The organism is Actinoplanes hulinensis (assembly GCF_019429605.1).
Lineage (GTDB): Bacteria > Actinomycetota > Actinomycetes > Mycobacteriales > Micromonosporaceae > Actinoplanes > Actinoplanes campanulatus.
Map to the genome: position 1 here is coordinate 1 of NZ_JAHXZI010000029.1, position 15,557 is coordinate 15,557.

Annotated in this window: 17 protein-coding genes and 1 pseudogene; 8 read left to right on the forward strand and 10 right to left on the reverse strand. The window is 68.8% G+C overall.

All coding sequences use genetic code 11. The annotated features are described in order from the left end of the window. The first annotated feature begins 280 nt into the window (after positions 1-280). Positions 281-661: an STAS domain-containing protein gene (locus KZ829_RS38065; protein WP_220148690.1), complete on the forward strand. Its 381-nt coding sequence runs from the start codon at positions 281-283 to the stop codon at positions 659-661. Then, the gene (gene trhA / locus KZ829_RS38070; protein ID WP_372454000.1) at positions 651-1,412 is read left to right on the forward strand and encodes a PAQR family membrane homeostasis protein TrhA; all 762 of its coding nucleotides are present in this window, start codon (positions 651-653) and stop codon (positions 1,410-1,412) included. Before KZ829_RS38065 ends, trhA begins: the two co-directional genes overlap by 11 nt. Before the next feature lie 157 nt (positions 1,413-1,569). Here trhA and KZ829_RS38075 read toward each other — a convergent pair whose 3' ends face one another. Further along, complete coding sequence (locus KZ829_RS38075) at positions 1,570-2,493, reverse strand: nitroreductase family protein (RefSeq protein ID WP_220148691.1); 924 nt, start codon at positions 2,491-2,493, stop codon at positions 1,570-1,572. 497 nt (positions 2,494-2,990) lie between these two features. Between KZ829_RS38075 and KZ829_RS38080 the strand changes: the two genes are divergently transcribed. The 3 genes from KZ829_RS38080 (at position 2,991) to KZ829_RS38090 (ending at position 5,114) form a co-directional block, all read left to right on the forward strand. Next, positions 2,991-3,443, forward strand: a complete 453-nt coding sequence (locus KZ829_RS38080; protein ID WP_220148692.1) for a DUF5994 family protein — start codon at positions 2,991-2,993, stop codon at positions 3,441-3,443. A 203-nt stretch (positions 3,444-3,646) separates the two neighbouring features. Continuing rightward, positions 3,647-4,336 carry a GAF and ANTAR domain-containing protein gene (locus tag KZ829_RS38085; protein ID WP_308285840.1) on the forward strand — a complete coding sequence of 230 codons (690 nt, stop codon included), beginning with the start codon at positions 3,647-3,649 and terminating at the stop codon, positions 4,334-4,336. Between the two features lie 37 nt (positions 4,337-4,373). Beyond that, positions 4,374-5,114: a GAF and ANTAR domain-containing protein gene (locus KZ829_RS38090; RefSeq protein ID WP_220148693.1), complete on the forward strand. Its 741-nt coding sequence runs from the start codon at positions 4,374-4,376 to the stop codon at positions 5,112-5,114. 44 nt (positions 5,115-5,158) lie between these two features. Here KZ829_RS38090 and KZ829_RS43620 read toward each other — a convergent pair. Continuing rightward, positions 5,159-5,512, reverse strand: a pseudogene (locus tag KZ829_RS43620) (sigma-70 family RNA polymerase sigma factor); the annotation flags it as partial. A 153-nt stretch (positions 5,513-5,665) separates the two neighbouring features. Here KZ829_RS43620 and tkt point away from each other — a divergent pair. Next, positions 5,666-7,882: a transketolase gene (gene tkt, locus KZ829_RS38100; RefSeq protein WP_220148695.1), complete on the forward strand. Its 2,217-nt coding sequence runs from the start codon at positions 5,666-5,668 to the stop codon at positions 7,880-7,882. Here the strand turns inward: tkt and KZ829_RS38105 are convergent. From KZ829_RS38105 to KZ829_RS38120, 4 genes are all read right to left on the reverse strand, one after another. After that, positions 7,877-8,854, reverse strand: a complete 978-nt coding sequence (locus KZ829_RS38105; RefSeq protein ID WP_220148696.1) for a diacylglycerol/lipid kinase family protein — start codon at positions 8,852-8,854, stop codon at positions 7,877-7,879. The two genes, tkt and KZ829_RS38105, sit on opposite strands and share 6 nt — an antisense overlap. Then, the gene (locus KZ829_RS38110) at positions 8,851-10,107 is read right to left on the reverse strand and encodes an AI-2E family transporter (RefSeq protein WP_220148697.1); all 1,257 of its coding nucleotides are present in this window, start codon (positions 10,105-10,107) and stop codon (positions 8,851-8,853) included. Before KZ829_RS38110 ends, KZ829_RS38105 begins: the two co-directional genes overlap by 4 nt. A gap of 10 nt (positions 10,108-10,117) precedes the next feature. Then, a complete protein-coding gene (locus tag KZ829_RS38115; RefSeq protein WP_220148698.1) occupies positions 10,118-11,056 on the reverse strand; it encodes an acyl-CoA desaturase in 939 nt (312 codons plus the stop codon). A 165-nt stretch (positions 11,057-11,221) separates the two neighbouring features. After that, the gene (locus tag KZ829_RS38120; RefSeq protein ID WP_220148699.1) at positions 11,222-12,121 is read right to left on the reverse strand and encodes an alpha/beta fold hydrolase; all 900 of its coding nucleotides are present in this window, start codon (positions 12,119-12,121) and stop codon (positions 11,222-11,224) included. A 1,091-nt stretch (positions 12,122-13,212) separates the two neighbouring features. On the opposite strand from KZ829_RS38120, the gene KZ829_RS38125 reads away from it, so the two are divergent. Then, positions 13,213-13,641: a hemerythrin domain-containing protein gene (locus KZ829_RS38125; RefSeq protein ID WP_220148700.1), complete on the forward strand. Its 429-nt coding sequence runs from the start codon at positions 13,213-13,215 to the stop codon at positions 13,639-13,641. A 6-nt stretch (positions 13,642-13,647) separates the two neighbouring features. Here the strand turns inward: KZ829_RS38125 and KZ829_RS38130 are convergent, their stop codons facing one another. The 3 genes from KZ829_RS38130 to KZ829_RS44285 are packed head-to-tail and all read right to left on the reverse strand — an operon-like array spanning position 13,648 to position 14,305. Continuing rightward, positions 13,648-13,962, reverse strand: a complete 315-nt coding sequence (locus KZ829_RS38130; RefSeq protein ID WP_220148701.1) for a hypothetical protein — start codon at positions 13,960-13,962, stop codon at positions 13,648-13,650. Between the two features lie 5 nt (positions 13,963-13,967). Further along, positions 13,968-14,189 (reverse strand): hypothetical protein, encoded by a 222-nt coding sequence (locus tag KZ829_RS38135; protein WP_220148702.1) that lies wholly within the window; start codon positions 14,187-14,189, stop codon positions 13,968-13,970. Next, the gene (locus KZ829_RS44285) at positions 14,177-14,305 is read right to left on the reverse strand and encodes a hypothetical protein (RefSeq protein WP_281428339.1); all 129 of its coding nucleotides are present in this window, start codon (positions 14,303-14,305) and stop codon (positions 14,177-14,179) included. The genes KZ829_RS38135 and KZ829_RS44285 overlap by 13 nt, the downstream gene beginning before the upstream one ends. Before the next feature lie 145 nt (positions 14,306-14,450). Between KZ829_RS44285 and KZ829_RS38140 the strand changes: the two genes are divergently transcribed. Then, positions 14,451-14,636 carry a hypothetical protein gene (locus KZ829_RS38140; RefSeq protein ID WP_220148703.1) on the forward strand — a complete coding sequence of 62 codons (186 nt, stop codon included), beginning with the start codon at positions 14,451-14,453 and terminating at the stop codon, positions 14,634-14,636. Here KZ829_RS38140 and KZ829_RS38145 read toward each other — a convergent pair. Further along, positions 14,626-15,075 (reverse strand): hypothetical protein, encoded by a 450-nt coding sequence (locus KZ829_RS38145; protein WP_220148704.1) that lies wholly within the window; start codon positions 15,073-15,075, stop codon positions 14,626-14,628. The genes KZ829_RS38140 and KZ829_RS38145 overlap by 11 nt on opposite strands. Between the last annotated feature and the right edge of the window lie 482 nt (positions 15,076-15,557).

Sequence of the window (15,557 nt, forward strand, 5' to 3'; positions counted from 1 at the left end):
CGAGGTCTCCGGTGGTCTCCGGTTCTGCTTGGTCGCTAAACCGTCTACCGGAGACCTCACTGTCTATCGATCAACGACGCGCGTGATCCTCTCCACCCACCACCACCGACTTCGATACACGGCCTAGCAGCGCCTGTCGATATATTCCGGGTTCCCGCCGACCTGGAACGCAATGATGTGGTCACCGGGAATACTGTGCGCGTACTGTCGTTGGTACGGCCACGTCGTCGGCCGCCGCCCCAGACCCCGGCGTGTCTCACCGCGTCTGCAGGGGTCGGCCGTGACTCAGTATCCGCTCTCCGATTGCGCTGTCGCAGTTCTGGCTGTGCCGCAGTTCCGGCAGGTCAACGTCTATGTTGCCGGGGACGTCGATGCCGACGCGGCGCAGGCGCTGAGTGGCGTCGTCGTCCGGGTCCTGGCTCTGTCGCCGGAACGCGTCTTCGTGGATCTGGCTGAAGTGGCTTTCGCGGGTGCCGCCCTCTCCAACTTTCTTGCCGGCCTTGTCGGTGTCCTCCCGCGGGCGATGTCGGTGACAGTGTGCCGGCCCCGGCCCATGCATCAGTGGATCCTGGAAGTGACCGGTATGGCGCGGGTCCTGGTGATCAGCGCCTTACCAGCGGGCCTGAGTGCACCTGTTGAGGACGGCGCCCATGCACTCTGACGTGTCTGGCGACATGAGCGTGGATCGTTCCCGGCACGTGGGAGCCGGCGGCGGTCCGAGTGCGGGGCCGGGTCACCTGGAGGACCGGGTCGAGAAGGGTTTGGACAACCTAGGCACGATGATCAAGCCGCGGCTACGTGGATGGCTGCATGTCGGCGCTTTTCCCTTCGCCGTCGGAGCCGGGGGACTGTTGACCGTACTGTCCCCGGACGCCCGATCCCGGCTGGCGGTGGCGTTGTTCACGCTGTCGGCGGCGCTGTTGTTCGGGATCAGTGCGGTGTATCACCGCGGCCACTGGGGGGTACGTGCGGAGGGTGTGCTGCGGCGGTTGGACCACGCCAACATCTTCCTGATCATCGCGGGTACCTACACGCCGTTCTGCGTGCTTGCGTTGCCGCCTGGGCAGGCCCGGGGCCTGCTCTGGATCGTGTGGTGCGGCGCGCTGGCCGGCGTCGTGTTCCGGGTCCTGTGGGTAGGCGCGCCGCGCTGGCTGTACGTGCCGGTGTACATCGTCCTGGGCTGGGTCGCCGTCATCTACCTACCCGCCTTCTGGCGGGCCGGCGGCGCACCGATCGTCACCTTTCTGTTCCTGGGTGGCGCGCTCTACACCGTCGGCGCCGTGGTCTACGGCCTCAGACGTCCCGATCCCCACCCGCGCTGGTTCGGTTTTCATGAGGTCTTCCACGCCTTGACCATCGTGGCTTTCGGCGCCCATTGCGTCGGCATCGCCATCGCACTGCAAGCCGACTGACCTCGCCCGGTGGATCCGTAGCCGTCGCCTGCGGTCAGCGAAGCAAGCGTGAACACAGGATTCTCGCTGTGATGTCAGGGGGACCGTCTGGGCGACGCTGGCGCTGGAGTCGTGAACCGAACGGGTCGTGGGGCCGAGGGCACCGCCGACCGGTCGGCTATGCCATCACGGCGGGCTTGCTGCTCGCGGTCGAGATGGTGTCCCACGCCTCGGGGGCGTGGTGACCCAGGCGCACCATCAGGTACGGATGACCGAGGTCGGGTATCGCATCCCGCAGAATGTCGCGAGCGCGGTCCTGCTCGATCGGTGCGCTGAAGGAGAGGGTCGATACGTCGAGTTCGGCGGCGACCAGCGAGCCCGCGGAGAGCGCTTCGCCGGCGTGGAGCAGGTCCAGGCTCTGATCCCCCGGGCCGTGCAGCACCGCGAACGTCGCGGCCCGGTCGTGCCCGTCGAGGGCGGGATGAAGGAGCACGCGGTGCAGTGCTCCGACGATGCGGCCGGCCCCGGCCCACAGAGCCAGTTCCGACTGCCATTGCCAGCCGGCCGGTTCGAGATCGTCGGCGTGGGCCGTCGCCACGGCCAGATCGAGGATCTGGTCAGGCCGTAACACGGCGAGACGGGTGTGCTGGGACTCGAAGGCGGAGCGGATGGCACTCAGGTGTTCCGGTGTGATCGGCTGGCCGGTGATCGGGCGCCGGTCGGTGTGACGCAGCTTGATGGTGCGCGCCAGGTGGGCGGTGCCGGGGCTGACCGGTGCGGGGCCGTCGATGTGCAGGCGGGCGAGATGGGCCGGTTCCGTAGGGTCGGGCAGACGAGTGGTGGTCACCCGCCAGCCGCGCGCGGCCAGGGTCAGGCGGGCGTGGTGGAGGGCCGCTCCGCAGCCGATCGTGGCGAGTCGTTCGTCGGGGCCGGGACAGCCGGTTGAGGGTTCGGTGTGCGCGAACAGGTCCAGAACACCGTTGGCCACCTGCCATCGCCACGGCTGTGTGCCGTAGGCCGAAGGCGCTTGCTGGGCAGCGACGACGGCTCGATAGAAGGCCTCGTTCGTGACACGCCGGTCGACCCGGCGTACCGATGTCACCGGATTACCTGGTTTCGAACTTGCGGCCGGTCGGCGGAAGCTGATGATCCGAGAAGTCGAGCCGGTGTCCTCATGGGTTTTCCCGTCGTTCAGGACCAACGCAGGCGCGGGTCCGGCCCGATGACGCGGGCGAGACGAGGTCCACCGAGGCCGGTGAAAGGCGCGGACCTCAGCAGATGCCGGGCCGCGCACGCCGACTGTGGCCGGCGCCCGACGGCGAGGCCATCAGTCGTCTCCAAGTGTACGCGCAGGGTGCGGGGATGCGGGTTGGTCAGCGGCTGCTCGAGCTCCGGGTACCCGGCTGCGGTCTCTGACTCCGTCTGAGCTGCGTATCGACAGGTTTATCGATCATGAATAATGGGTAACCGGAGAACGTCTTTCCTTGATCGGTGAGCGGCCGTCCAGATGATCGGTGAGCGGCCGTCCAGACTCCGCGGCCGCACCGGTCCGCCTTTCCATTGGCCGCACGTCGTGCGGCACCACGAGGAGTCGTCGCCATGACCCGAACTGTCGAACCCGCGAACGTCTCGACGCCGGAGACCGCGGTACGCCTGCGGCTGGACCAGCATCCGTCCCGGAGCACCGTGTTGGACGGAGCCTGGTGGCCCAGGTCGACGGACCTGGCTGCCGAGTTGCCCGCGCTGGTGTCGGCGCTTGGCGGGCTTCGGGGACAGATCACCCATGTGTTACTGAACGTCACCGAGTGGGATCTTCCACATCATCGCCGGGCGGCCATGGACAGCCGGCCAGTGCGGCTCGGCTGGCATACGGCTCAGCCGGCCGGCTTGCTCACCGTCATCACGGAGTTCGGACGTGACCGCTTCGATCTGCTGGTCGTTCCGCCGGAGGCGAGCCGGGAATCGGCCGGCGACGCCCTCTCCGCCGCCTCGGACGGCACCGACACACGCCACGCGCCTGAATTGCTCGCCGGGATCGCGTACGAAAAATGATCCGCGGAAGGAATTCACCCCCTCTCGGCACTTCCGGGCGGCATCCGTTGACTAGAGTCGTGGGAATCCACGGATTTCTGCTGCTGCCCCGGACCCCGGCAGTGTTTAGGGGAGGTGCGGCGGCAGTGCGTATTCGCCGAGGCCGTGACGGGTTGTCATGGCATGTGCCGCGGTTCGGCACGCAACGGTCCGGCTGAGTCGACGTGGACGAGGGCGCGGATGATTCGCGGATACCGGAAGTTCCGGCCGCCGGTGCGGGTGTTCTGCGACGGCTTCAGAAGGTGTGCGCGGACGCGACGGTGGCGTTGTCGGCCACCGGGGTCGGGGTGAGCGTGATGTCCGTCGGTGACGGCCACCGCATGGCTGTCGCCTCGGATCCGGCCACCGAGCGCATCGAAGAGTTGCAGTTCACCCTCGGTGAGGGCCCGTGTATCGACGCCTTCGCCGCCAGGCGGCCGGTCCTCATCCCCGACCTTGACGAAACGGTCATGCGACGGTGGCCGGTCTACGGCCCGGCCGTCCACGACAAGGGGATCCGGGCGGTATTCGCGTTTCCCCTTCAGGTCGGTGCTGTCCGTCTCGGTGCGCTGGACGTGCTTCGTACCCAGTCGGGGCGGTTGTCCCGCGACCAGATCGGGTGGGCTGTCACGTTCGCCGATCGCGCGGTGACGACCCTGCTGGACGGGAAGGACGACGGGGATCTGGATGATGCCATCGAGCATCATGCGCACTTGTATCAAGCCCAGGGCATGGTAATGGTGCAGTTAGGGGTCTCCCTTGCCGAGGCGATGGCACGGCTGCGGGCCTACGCCTACGCCGAGGACCGCCCCCTGTCGGAAGTCGCGACCGATGTCGTGACCCGCCGCTTGCGTTTCGATCCGTCGCAGTCGTGAACCGCATAATGTTTGACCGCAAGGCCGGGAGGCAGCCATGACGACCGTATCCGCCGACAGCCTCGCCAAGGTATTCGTCGAGGTCGCCGACACCCTCGTCGCCGAGTTCGACCTGATCGAGTTCCTGCAGATGCTCGCTGACCGGGTCGCGGCACTCACCGCCGATGCCACCGTCGGGATCCTGCTGGTCGATGCGAAAGGCCATCTGCACTTCATGGCGGCTTCCGACGAGAGTGCCAAGCTGCTCGAGTTGCTCCAGTTGCAACAGCAAGCGGGGCCGTGTCTCGACGCGTTCCGCACCGGCCGCCCGGTGGTCAACACTGATCTGAACGCTACCGCGGCCGCGGCCTGGCCGGATTTCGCCCGTTCCGCCACGGACCTCGGGTTCCACGCGGTGCACGCGTTCCCGCTCCGGCTCCGGGACGAGATCATCGGCGCGATGGGTCTGTTCAGCCGGGTCACCGGCGATCTCGACGAGAGCGATGTGCGGATCGTGCAGGCGCTGGCCGACATCGCGGCGATCAGCCTGCTGCAGGAGCGGACCATCAGCCGTGCCGAGGTGCTGACCGAGCAACTGGAGTCCGCATTGAACAGCCGTATCGTCATCGAACAGGCCAAGGGCGCCATCGCACAGCACTACGAGATCGACGTCGATGCGGCGTTCCGGATGATTCGCTCCTATGCTCGCCGGAACAATCGCCGTCTCGGCGAGATCGCCTACCTGGTCGTCACCGACCTGTCCAGTCTGACCGACTTCGCCGGGCCCACACGCGGATGATCATGAGGTCCGGGCCCGCGGTCGCCGATACGGGAGTCCTGCCGTAGTTCGCTGCGGAGCCTGCCGAGGGCTCGTGCGATCAACCGGGAGACGTGCATCTGGGAGATGCCGACCTGCTGGGCGATGGCCGCCTGGGTGAGATTGCCGTAGAAGCGCAGGGTCAGGATCCGGCGCTCCCGTTCACCGAGTCCGGCGAGTGCGGGGATGATGGCGAGCCGGGCTTCACGCCGCACGGTCCGGATGCCCGGCGGGAAGCGAGGACATCGCCGCGAGTAGCCGCCGGGGTCTGCTTTGTCGTCGATGAGGGCGCGGGAGGTCGTGTCGGCGGTTCCGGATTTGGTGACATCAGCGTCCCTGCGTTCCACTTGCTGGATGCCGGGGTCCGGGGCGGCGGCCACAAAGGAGTCGCACCATCGACTCTAGGCGTCCTCCGGCATTTCGGCACGGCTTGTTTCGGCTGATCCTGGAGGGGCACACGCCAGGAGGCCGCCCGGACCTCGCGGTCACTGTCGTCCGGATCGCGCCGGTCCCCACTACGGGAAGACCCGACCATGAGCCAGTTCGATGCTGCCCGCTCCCCCTCAGGACGCTCCGTGGCGTCGCCGGTCGCCGGCGACGCCGGTTGGACCGAGATCGACGTCCGTGCGGTCGACACAGCCCGGCTACTCGCGGCCGACGCGGTGCAGAAGGCCGGCAACGGCCACCCCGGCACCGCGATGAGCCTGGCCCCACTGGCACATCTGCTGTTCCAGAACGTGATGCGACACGACCCGGCCGACGATCAGTGGCTCGGCCGGGACCGGTTCGTGTTGTCCTGCGGGCATTCCAGCCTCACGCTCTACATTCAGCTCTACCTCAGCGGGTACGGCCTGGAGCTGAGCGATCTGAAGGCCCTGCGGACGTGGGGGTCGGCGACGCCCGGCCATCCCGAGTTCCGGCACACCCGGGGCGTGGAGATCACCACCGGACCGCTCGGCCAAGGGCTGGCCAGTGCCGTCGGCATGGCGCTGGCGGCACGTCGGGAGCGCGGCCTGCTCGACCCGGACGCCGCACCCGGACAGAGCCCCTTCGACCATCACGTGTACGTGGTCGCGTCCGACGGCGACCTGATGGAAGGCGTCACCGCCGAGGCCAGCTCTCTCGCCGGTCACCAGCGACTGGGCAACCTGGTGCTGTTCTACGACTCCAACCACATCTCGATCGAGGACGATACGGACATCGCGTTCAGTGAGGACGTCGCCGCCCGTTACGCCGCTTACGGGTGGCACGTGCAGACCGTCGACTGGACCAGTACCGGCGCCTACGTCGAGGACATCGACGCGCTGCTCGCCGCGACCGAGGCCGCCAAGGCGGAGACTGGGCGTCCATCGCTGATCCTGCTTCGGACGATCATCGGGTGGCCTGCGCCGACGAAGCAGAACACCGGTAAGGCGCACGGGTCGGCGCTGGGTGACGAGGAGATCGCCGCGACCAAGACGGTTCTCGGGTTCGACCCGGACGTCACGTTCGCGGTGCCGGAGGACGTGCTGGCACACACCCGCGCCGCCACCGCGCGCGGATCAGCCGTACATCAGCAATGGTTGCCGGGTTTTGCGGCCTGGCGCACCGCGAACCCGGACCGGGCCGCCCTCCTCGACCGGCTACTGGACCGGGACCTGCCCGACGGTTGGGAGAACGCCCTGCCCACCTTCGAGCCGGACCCGAAGGGTACTGCGACACGCGCGGCCTCCGGGCGGATTCTCAGCGCACTGGCGCCGGTCCTGCCGGAACTGTGGGGCGGGTCGGCTGATCTTGCCGAGAGCAACAACACCACGATGGTCGGGGAGCCGTCGTTCGTTCCCGCCGATAGGCAGACGAAGGACTGGACCGGTGGGCCCTACGGTCGCACCCTGCACTTCGGGATCCGGGAGCACGCCATGGGCGCGATCCTCAACGGCATCGCCCTGCAGAGCCTGACCCGGCCGTACGGCGGCACGTTCCTGGTCTTCAGCGACTACATGCGGCCCGCGGTACGTCTGGCGGCGCTGATGCAGCTTCCGGCGACCTATGTCTGGACCCACGACTCGATCGGTCTCGGTGAGGACGGGCCCACCCACCAGCCTGTCGAACACCTCGCCGCGCTGCGGGCCATCCCCGGGCTGGACGTGGTCCGCCCGGGTGACGCCAACGAGACCGCGGTGTGCTGGCGCACCATCCTGCAGCACCACGACCGGCCGGCAGGGTTGGTTTTGACCAGGCAGAACGTTCCGGTGCTCGACCGTGGTCCGGGAAGGTACGCCTCCGCCGAGGGCGCCGCCCGGGGTGGGTACGTCGTGGCCGGCGGCGATGGGCAACCGGAGGTGATCCTGATCGCCACCGGCTCCGAGGTGCAGATCGCCCTGGACGCCCGGACCCTGCTCGCCGACGAGGGCCGCACCGTCCGCGTGGTCTCGTTGCCGTGCTGGGAGTGGTTCGCGGGGCAGTCGCCCGAGTACCGCGACGAGGTGCTGCCACCGGCCGTCCGGGCCCGGGTCAGTGTGGAGGCCGGGATCGGGCAGGGCTGGCGGGAGATCGTCGGCGACGCCGGCCGGATCGTCAGCCTCGAACACTTCGGCGCCTCCGCCGATCAGCAGCGCCTCTACCGGGAGTTCGGCATCACCGCCGAGGCTGTCGCCGGCGCCGCCCGGGCGAGTATCGCCGACGCCGTGGGCCCGGTTCGTCCCGGTGGCGTTCAGCAGACCGCCGCTCCCACCACGGGTGAGACCGGCGATCGGCCGGCACCGTCATAGACGCGCCGAGTCCAGCCGGTCGGCGGCGGCGTCCGCGTCGACGCTGAGGTCGGGGTGGCCGGCCGGCTGCGGCACGCACAGCCAGAGCGCGTGCGGGAGGACCGACACGGTCAGCCGGTCGCCGGCCTCGATGAGGTCGCCGTCGAGCTGCCGGGGCTGGGGCCGGTTGCTGATCACTTCGATCCGGCTGCCGCGGAAGACCTCGAGCGCGGGGATCCGCTCACTACGCCGGATCAGCCCCCACCCGAGCGCCACCCAGGTCCGTAGCGTGTTGGGGGTCAGGACGGCGATGTCCAGGACGCCGTCGTCCGGCTGCGCCTCGCTCAGCAGCCTCAGTCCTCCCTGCAGCCGGCCGACGTTGGCGACGAGCACCGAGCGCGCGCGCCGGCGCATCGGCGTGCCGCCGTCGATGCGGATCGTGACCCGCATCGGCCGGTCCTTGAGATGCTGCAGAGCACCGAGGACGTACGCCGGCCAGCCGATGTGCTTCTTCGCGGTGTCCGACGTGGCGTCGAGCATGTGCGCGTCGAAGCCCATGCCCGCCATCACCGCGAAGTGCCGGCCGTCGAGAGTGCCGACGTCCAGGAGCCGCAGGCCGCCCTCCAGTGCGACCGCGAGGCCGGTCGCCAGATCGGTGGACAGCCCGAGGTTGGCCGCGAGCAGGTTGCCGGTGCCGGCGGGCAGGACGGCCATCGCCACTTCGCTGCCGGCCAGCGCCGACACCGCGGACATCACGGTCCCGTCGCCACCGCAGACGAACACCACCTCGGCGCCCGCCTCGACGGCCGCACGGGTCTGGCCGAGCCCGGGGTCGTCCTCGGTGCTCTCGAACCATCGCGGCGCGGGCCAGCCGGCTTCCGTCAGGGTGTCATCGACGGTGCTGCGCAGCCCGTCCATGTCGTCGATCTTCGCCGGGTTGACGACGACCGCCGATCGGGGCGCCGGGCCGGTGCGGGTGGTCGTGACGGTCATCGAGGTGACTCACTTTCGTCGAGGGGGACTTCGGCCGGCTCGGTTCCCGGCGGCTCATCGTCCGCGGTGGGCTCGCCGCCGGGGTGGCTGAACAGGTAGCGGATGGCAGTGTTGAGAACCGCGAGCAGCGGTACGGCCACCAGTCCGCCGACGATGCCGGCGACGACCACGCCGACGGCGATGGCCAGGATCACTGCGAGCGGGTGCAGAGCGACGGCCCGCCCCATGATCAGTGGTTGCAGGACGTGGCCTTCGAGCTGCTGCACGGCGATGACCACGCCCAGCACGATCAGGGCCTTGACCGGGCCGACGGTGACCAGCGCGACCAGGACGGCGACCGTGCCGGACAGGGTGGCGCCGATGACCGGGATGAAGGAGCTGAGGAAGACGAGCGCGGCCAGCGGCAGGGCGAGCGGGACGCGCAGGATCGCGAGACCGACGCCGATGCCGACGGCGTCGACGAAGGCGACCAGCACGGTGGCCCGCACGTACGAGACCAGGGTGTGCCACGAGTAGTGCCCGGCCCGGGCGGTGGGGATCCGGGCGGCGCGCGGCAGCATCCGGCACACGAACGTCCAGATCTGTCCACCGTCACGCAGATAGAAGAAGAGTGTGAACAGCGCGAGCAGGAATCCGGCGACGACCTCGCCGAGTGTGGTGGCCGTGTTCACGGCGCCGGAGGTCAGCGCGCCCTGATTGGCGGTGATGGTCGTCCGCAGACGCTCCAGACCGTCACTGAGCTGGCTCTGGGACAGATGCAGTGGTCCCTGCGCCAGCCACCCCTGCACCTCGGCGAGACCCTCCCCGACCTGCGTGCTGAGGTCGTCCAGCTGCGAGATGACCGTCTGCACGATCAGGGTGAGACCACCGAAGACCACGACCAGACCACCGACGAGTACGAGCCCGGCGGCGAGTGACCGGTTCATGCCCCGTCGGCGCAGGGCGGCCGACAACGGTTCGAAGAGGGCGGCCAGCAACAGCGCGATCGCGAGCGGAACGATCACGATCTGCAACCGGCTGACGACCTGGATCAGCAGGTAGGCGGCCGCGACGAAGAGAATGATCCGCCATGCCCACGCGCCGGCGACGCGTACCCCCCGTGGCAGCCCGTCGTCCACTGACGGGGTCTGCTCCAGCAGCACGACCGGGGCCTCGCCGAGTGCCGGATCGGCGGTGAACGGCGGTGGGGTCCACCCCTGCCGGGCGACGGCGAGCCGGTCCTGAGTCCGCTTACGGGCGGTGTCGACCCACACCGACGGCACCTCAGACCGTCCTGCGCCTGGCGGCGAGCCGGGCCGGGTCGGGCCAGCGTACGTCGTGTACCCAGCCGAGCTTCCCGAAGATCCAGATGAGACGGGCAGCCGGGTCGATCTGGCCGCGCAGCACACCGTGCCGGGCACCGGTGGGGTCGGCGTGGTGGCTGTTGTGCCAGCTCTCGCCGAACGACAGGATCGCCAGCGGCCAGAAGTTGGTGGCCTTGTCCTTGCTGTTGAACGGACGCTCGCCGACGACATGACAAATCGAGTTGACCGACCAGGTGACATGGTGCAGCAGGGCCATCCGGATCAGCCCGGCCCAGAAGAAGGCGGTCAGCGCCCCCGTCCAGGTGCCGGTGACGAGCCCGCCGATCACCGCGGGCAACAGCAGCGACAGCACGATCAACGGGACGAACAACCGGTCGATGACGCGAATGCCGCGGTCGGCGAGCAGGTCCGGCGCGAACCGGGCCTTGTTGGTGACCTCAGGGTTGAGGAACCAGCCGCAATGGGCGTACCACAGTCCTTTGGCCAGGGCGCGGACGCCGGTGCCGTACCGCCATGGGGAATGGGGGTCGCCTTCGCGGTCGGTGAAGGCGTGGTGCCGTCGGTGATCAGCGACCCAGGTGGTCGGGGGCCCCTCGACGGCGAGGGAGCCGGCCACGGCCAGCGCCAGACGCAGTGGCCGCTTGGCTTTGAACGAGCCGTGGGTGAGATGGCGGTGGAACCCGACGGTGACGCCGGCGACCGCGATCACATACCCGATGACCGCCATGGTGGCGTCGAGTGCGGAGAGACCCCACCCCCAGGCGATCGGTACGGCGGCGAACAGCGCGGCGAACGGGCCCACCACGAAGATCCAGAGCATGGCGATGGCCGCGCGTGATTGCGGTTCCTCGATCATCGGCTTGGGGCCGGGAAGAGCGGTGATGACAGGTGCGCTCATGGCTCGACTCCTAGAATGCTGTCGGCCGATGTGCATCGTGCGACAAGCGTTTGCGGCGAGAGGTGAGGCCGCGGGAGTCTGGACGGCCGCCGGGACCACGCGGGCCACGACATAGAATCTGGTGAGTACGGAATACCCCGCTGCCTTGTCGGCAAACGGCACCGCTCAGGTCAGCGGCGACCGGGCGAGCAGATGGCGCCAGCGGTCCTCGGAGTACCGGAACGCGGTGCTGCCGGCGAGGAAAGCGAGCAACGCCGGAAGAATCTGGTCGACGGCGGTCTCGTGCGGGTAGTGGCCCGCCCCGGTGATCTCGACGACGGTGGGATTCGCCAGTAGATCGGCAACGGCCTGGTGATGCCGGGGTGGGATGGTCGCGTCGTGATCGCCCCAGGCGACCATGACCGGCAGGTCGGCGAGCAACTGGAGATGGCTGGTCGCGCTGACGGCCTGCCCCCGCCAGCCCAGCACCGAGCGGGCCGTGCGGATGAACGCCCGGCGATGGGTGGCTCCAAGGAGCTGGTGCAGGCCCTCGGCCAACGGCCCGGCGTCCTGGCGGGCCGCCACCCCCGGCAACAGCGAGAGCACCGGAACCACTCGTCGGGTCAGCCAGCGGGGCAGCAGTGCCATGCCCGCCACGACTACCTCCGCGCCGGGGAGGGTCGCGGCCCGCAGCACCGGGGTGACCTCCGGGCCGAGACCACCACTGCTGATGAGAACGAGCCGATCGGTACGTTCGGGGAACTGGTAGGCGAATTGCAGCGCAATGCCACCACCCAGGCTATGACCGACGACAGTGGCACTGCCGTGGCCGAGGGTGATGAGCAGGTCCCGTAAGGCGGTGGCGTGCGCGCCGAGAGAGAAGTCCCCGGCCGGAGCGCCGGACTGCCCGTGCCCGGGCAGGTCGACGGCGATCACGGTGTGGCCGGCGGCGAGCGGGCCGATGAGATGCCGCCAGGTCCGGCGGTCGCCGCCGAGACCGTGCACGAGAAGTACGGCAGGCCCGGTACCGGCCGTGGTGTAGGCGAGTTCGCTGCCCAGGATCATCGTCTGGCGGGGAGAGGTCACGAACCGTCCTTCATTGCACTCGGTGGTACGAAGGGGTAACGGCCGCGACGGTCGTCATGGTCGGTGCTTCCCGCGGCACGGCGACATCGGGTCGGTCAGGCAGTCGGCCGACCGCTCGCGCAGGGTGGTCGAGGAACAAGGTCAGCGGCAGCCGGATGGGCCACCGGGGTCCCGGGCGACTTCTCGAGCCTACGTCGGCCGGCCACGAGCGACGGGATCCGTTCGGCCCGGGGACCACAGCGATGCACCAACCGGATCACAGCTCGCATCCGTCCGGTTTACCGCCCGGCGAACGGGGTACCCGGGCCTTGCCGTCGTCGATCCCTTCGCCGGCGAGCGGCCGTCCAGACTCCGCGGCCTCATCACCGTCCACACCCACCGCCTCGTCAACTCATGGTGGGTGGTGCACCGAGGAGTCGTCATCCATGATCACAGCTGTCTTTCCCCGCCCCGGGCCACTGCGCGCGGCGTGGGCAGAGTGGAAGAAGTCTCCGATCTCTCCTCGAAATGAGGTCTCCTGTGGGCCGCCGCCAGAGGGGGACCGGCGGCCCACAGGAGGACCGTGTCGGACACCGCTGAAGATTTACCGGGAACTTCGTCGACGCCCGATCGACGACGGCCGCCGAGAAGACGTGCTCGCCGCCAGTTATCTCGAGGTGTGGTGGTTGGCCGGCCGTCATACGGATCCATTCGACATCGTCGAATGGATCGTCGGCATTGCTCGCAGGCGGCTCCCTGACGCCTGTCTCGGCCCTGACTCCCCTACTGCACCGGTCAAAACCGGAGGCCCAGTCCCCGGATACGCGTCGCAAGAACTCGCCGCAATGCTCCATCGCACGGTCGACATCCCCGAGCCGGGTTGACCACATCCCGAGCCGGGTCTCGCCCCGCCGACGAACGTCAAGCCGTGGCCTGTGGGAGGAGTACGATCGGAGGTGTCGTTCCGGACCCTGACGGCTGTGTTTCAAGCGGAGATTGTGCTGGGTGAGTTCCACCGACCCGGCTCCGGCAGAGTCAGGAGCCCTCGCCATGTTGTCTTTTCCCCGATCCGCCTGCCGCCAGATTCGGCAACGTCGATGACATTCTCCGACGTGATCGACGTCCTGCTCAGGGAACACGACGAAATACGCCGGCTGTGCGCGGCTGTCGAGCGCAGCGGTGGCCGGGAAAGAGTGCGGCGGTTCGCTGAGCTCTCTCACGCCGTGTACCTGCACGAACTCGGCGAACAGAGAGTCGTTCATCCAGTAGTCCGGAACGTGAGCGCCGCCGCTGCCATGATCGGCATGATGCGCCTGACCGAGGAGTCCGCCCTATTGCTGTCGCTGGACGCCCTCGACGCTCTCGGCGCCGACGATCCCGACTTCGATCCGGGATTCGCCGCCCTGCGCCTGGCGATCCTGGAACACCTCACGCGCGAGGAACTGGACGAGTTCCCGATCCTGCGGCTCCGTGTGCCGGTACAGCGGCTTCACGGAATGACCGGAGAGCTGAACGACGTCCAGCTCATGGCCGCGGCCTGACTCCGCTCACCGCGGATCTCGGCGGCTCGTTCCACGATTCGTGGCGACCGAGATCGAGGGTGCGTTGAGCCCCTGAGCTCTGATGATCGTCTCGCTGACTACGGATGAGCCGTCCGCGGTCATGTCGATGTATCCGTGGGTGAGGGCGTGTTCGACGTGCAGGGCGAAGTAGTGCGGGTAGATGCGGGCGCGGGTGTCGAGGTGCGGGATGAGCCAGTCGGCGAGGTCGCCGTGCAGGAATGCCTCGGCCAGCAGTTCGCTGATCGTCTGCTGGTCGGCAGGAGTCGCGGTGCGGATGGTCGGCTGCGATCGGATGGTCATGGCGGTCACCGTCCGGCCCGTGTCGGCGGCCGGAGGTCGAGGGTGGCGCTGTTGGCACCGCGTCCGATCGCTGCGTACGCCTGTGGCCTGGTGTTCTTGAGGATGAGCGCCCACGCCATCCCGGCCACTGCGGCGACGGCGTAGCTGGCAGGCAGTTGCCAGCGCAGGCTGGAGGTGGGGTCGACGCCGAGCAGGGTGGCGAACTCGTCGAGCGTCACGAGCAGCACCAGAGCGAGTCCGACAGCAGCGGTGAAGGTGTGAGCAGGGTACGGCCGGCGCCGAGGTGGTCGCGGTTGCCGTGTGCGGTGAAGTAGGCGGCGACCGCGGCGGAGGTGACGGTCATGACGAACGCGGCAACCGCCCGGAGATGCTGGCAGGCTGACATCCGTGACGAGAACATCCGATCGACCCGACAGCGGTGAGAGCGGTGCGGGGAGAACGCCGGCGCCCGCTGGAGTCTCACCGCCGGATCCGAACGGGACGGGTCGGTGGCCTCGATCGACTGCGAGACCGGCCGGGTCGTTGTCCATCTCGTCGTCGGAGCCGACGGCGACGCCGAGATGAAGGTGGTCGAACAGCCCGGCAGGCTGACCAGCCTGTACTACTACCGCCTCACCGGCGCCGACGACGTCACCACGTGCCTGAACGAGCTCACCCGGCTGCTCAGGAGTTGATGTCGAGGTCTCCGTCGATGCCGCGGACGATGCGGATCGCGCCGGTGGCCTTGGTGTTGGTCACCGACTGTTCGCCCTGCGGGTGGGACGGCGCGACCGGGCGCGCGCCGGGCCGCGATGTGACGGCCGGCGCATGATCGCCGAGCCGGGCGTTTCCGGCCACCCCGTCGACCACGTCGACGGCCGCGCCGGACTCCACGTTGTCGACCCGCTGACCACCGGGCCCGGGAGCGGCGGCAGAGCTGGCGCCGGGCCGGGCGAGCAGGAAACTCACCGTCGACAGGCCGAGGCCGGCGATGCCGGTGATCGCGCCGACGACGCTGGCCGCCTTGTCGGCGTCCTCCAGGCCGAGGTCCAGGAAGAACAGCCCGACACCCATCAGGATCAGGCCGAACACCATCATCGTGATGATGACGATTCGCCGCTGTTTGACTGCCATCGCTCCATCATGGCGCAACCGGACGAGCCGTAGGGGGCCGGTCATTCCCGGGTGATCGGGACACAGTTGCCGGTGAGGTAGCCCTCGTTGGCGTCCTTGACCAGGCCGTGGCCGGCCAGCGCGATTCGGGCGCACACCTTGGGCGCGTCGGCGATCGCCCTGGTGTAGCGCTTGTCGTCGAGGTCCAGGACCGACTGGTCGCGGTCCTCGACGTACCATTCGCCCTGATCGGCCTTGGGGGCGTGGGAGCCCATGTCGTGGTCGGCCGGATAGCTCCCGTCGCCGCCCCACATGTGCAGGTGGTAGCCGCCGCTCACGTCGGGCGTGGACCCGGCCCATTCGACGTCGTAGTCGATGGTGAGTTTCCCGTCGGCGACGACCGCCGAGGTGAGGCACACCCAGCGCTTGTTGCTCTTGATGGCGTCGCCGCACACCTCGTCGGCGGGCGGTCCGGCGTTCACGCTCGGCGAGGCCGGGGTGGT

Coding starts and splice junctions, on each gene's coding strand:
- trhA (WP_372454000.1), top strand. CDS start 651: ATGCACTCTGACGTGTCTGGCGACATGAGCGTGGATCGTTCCCGGCAC.
- KZ829_RS38080 (WP_220148692.1), top strand. CDS start 2,991: ATGACCCGAACTGTCGAACCCGCGAACGTCTCGACGCCGGAGACCGCG.
- KZ829_RS38090 (WP_220148693.1), top strand. CDS start 4,374: ATGACGACCGTATCCGCCGACAGCCTCGCCAAGGTATTCGTCGAGGTC.
- tkt (WP_220148695.1), top strand. CDS start 5,666: ATGAGCCAGTTCGATGCTGCCCGCTCCCCCTCAGGACGCTCCGTGGCG.
- KZ829_RS38105 (WP_220148696.1), bottom strand. CDS start 8,854: ATGACCGTCACGACCACCCGCACCGGCCCGGCGCCCCGATCGGCGGTC.
- KZ829_RS38115 (WP_220148698.1), bottom strand. CDS start 11,056: ATGAGCGCACCTGTCATCACCGCTCTTCCCGGCCCCAAGCCGATGATC.
- KZ829_RS38130 (WP_220148701.1), bottom strand. CDS start 13,962: ATGACCATCCGATCGCAGCCGACCATCCGCACCGCGACTCCTGCCGAC.
- KZ829_RS44285 (WP_281428339.1), bottom strand. CDS start 14,305: ATGACCGTCACCTCCGCCGCGGTCGCCGCCTACTTCACCGCACACGGC.
- KZ829_RS38145 (WP_220148704.1), bottom strand. CDS start 15,075: ATGGCAGTCAAACAGCGGCGAATCGTCATCATCACGATGATGGTGTTC.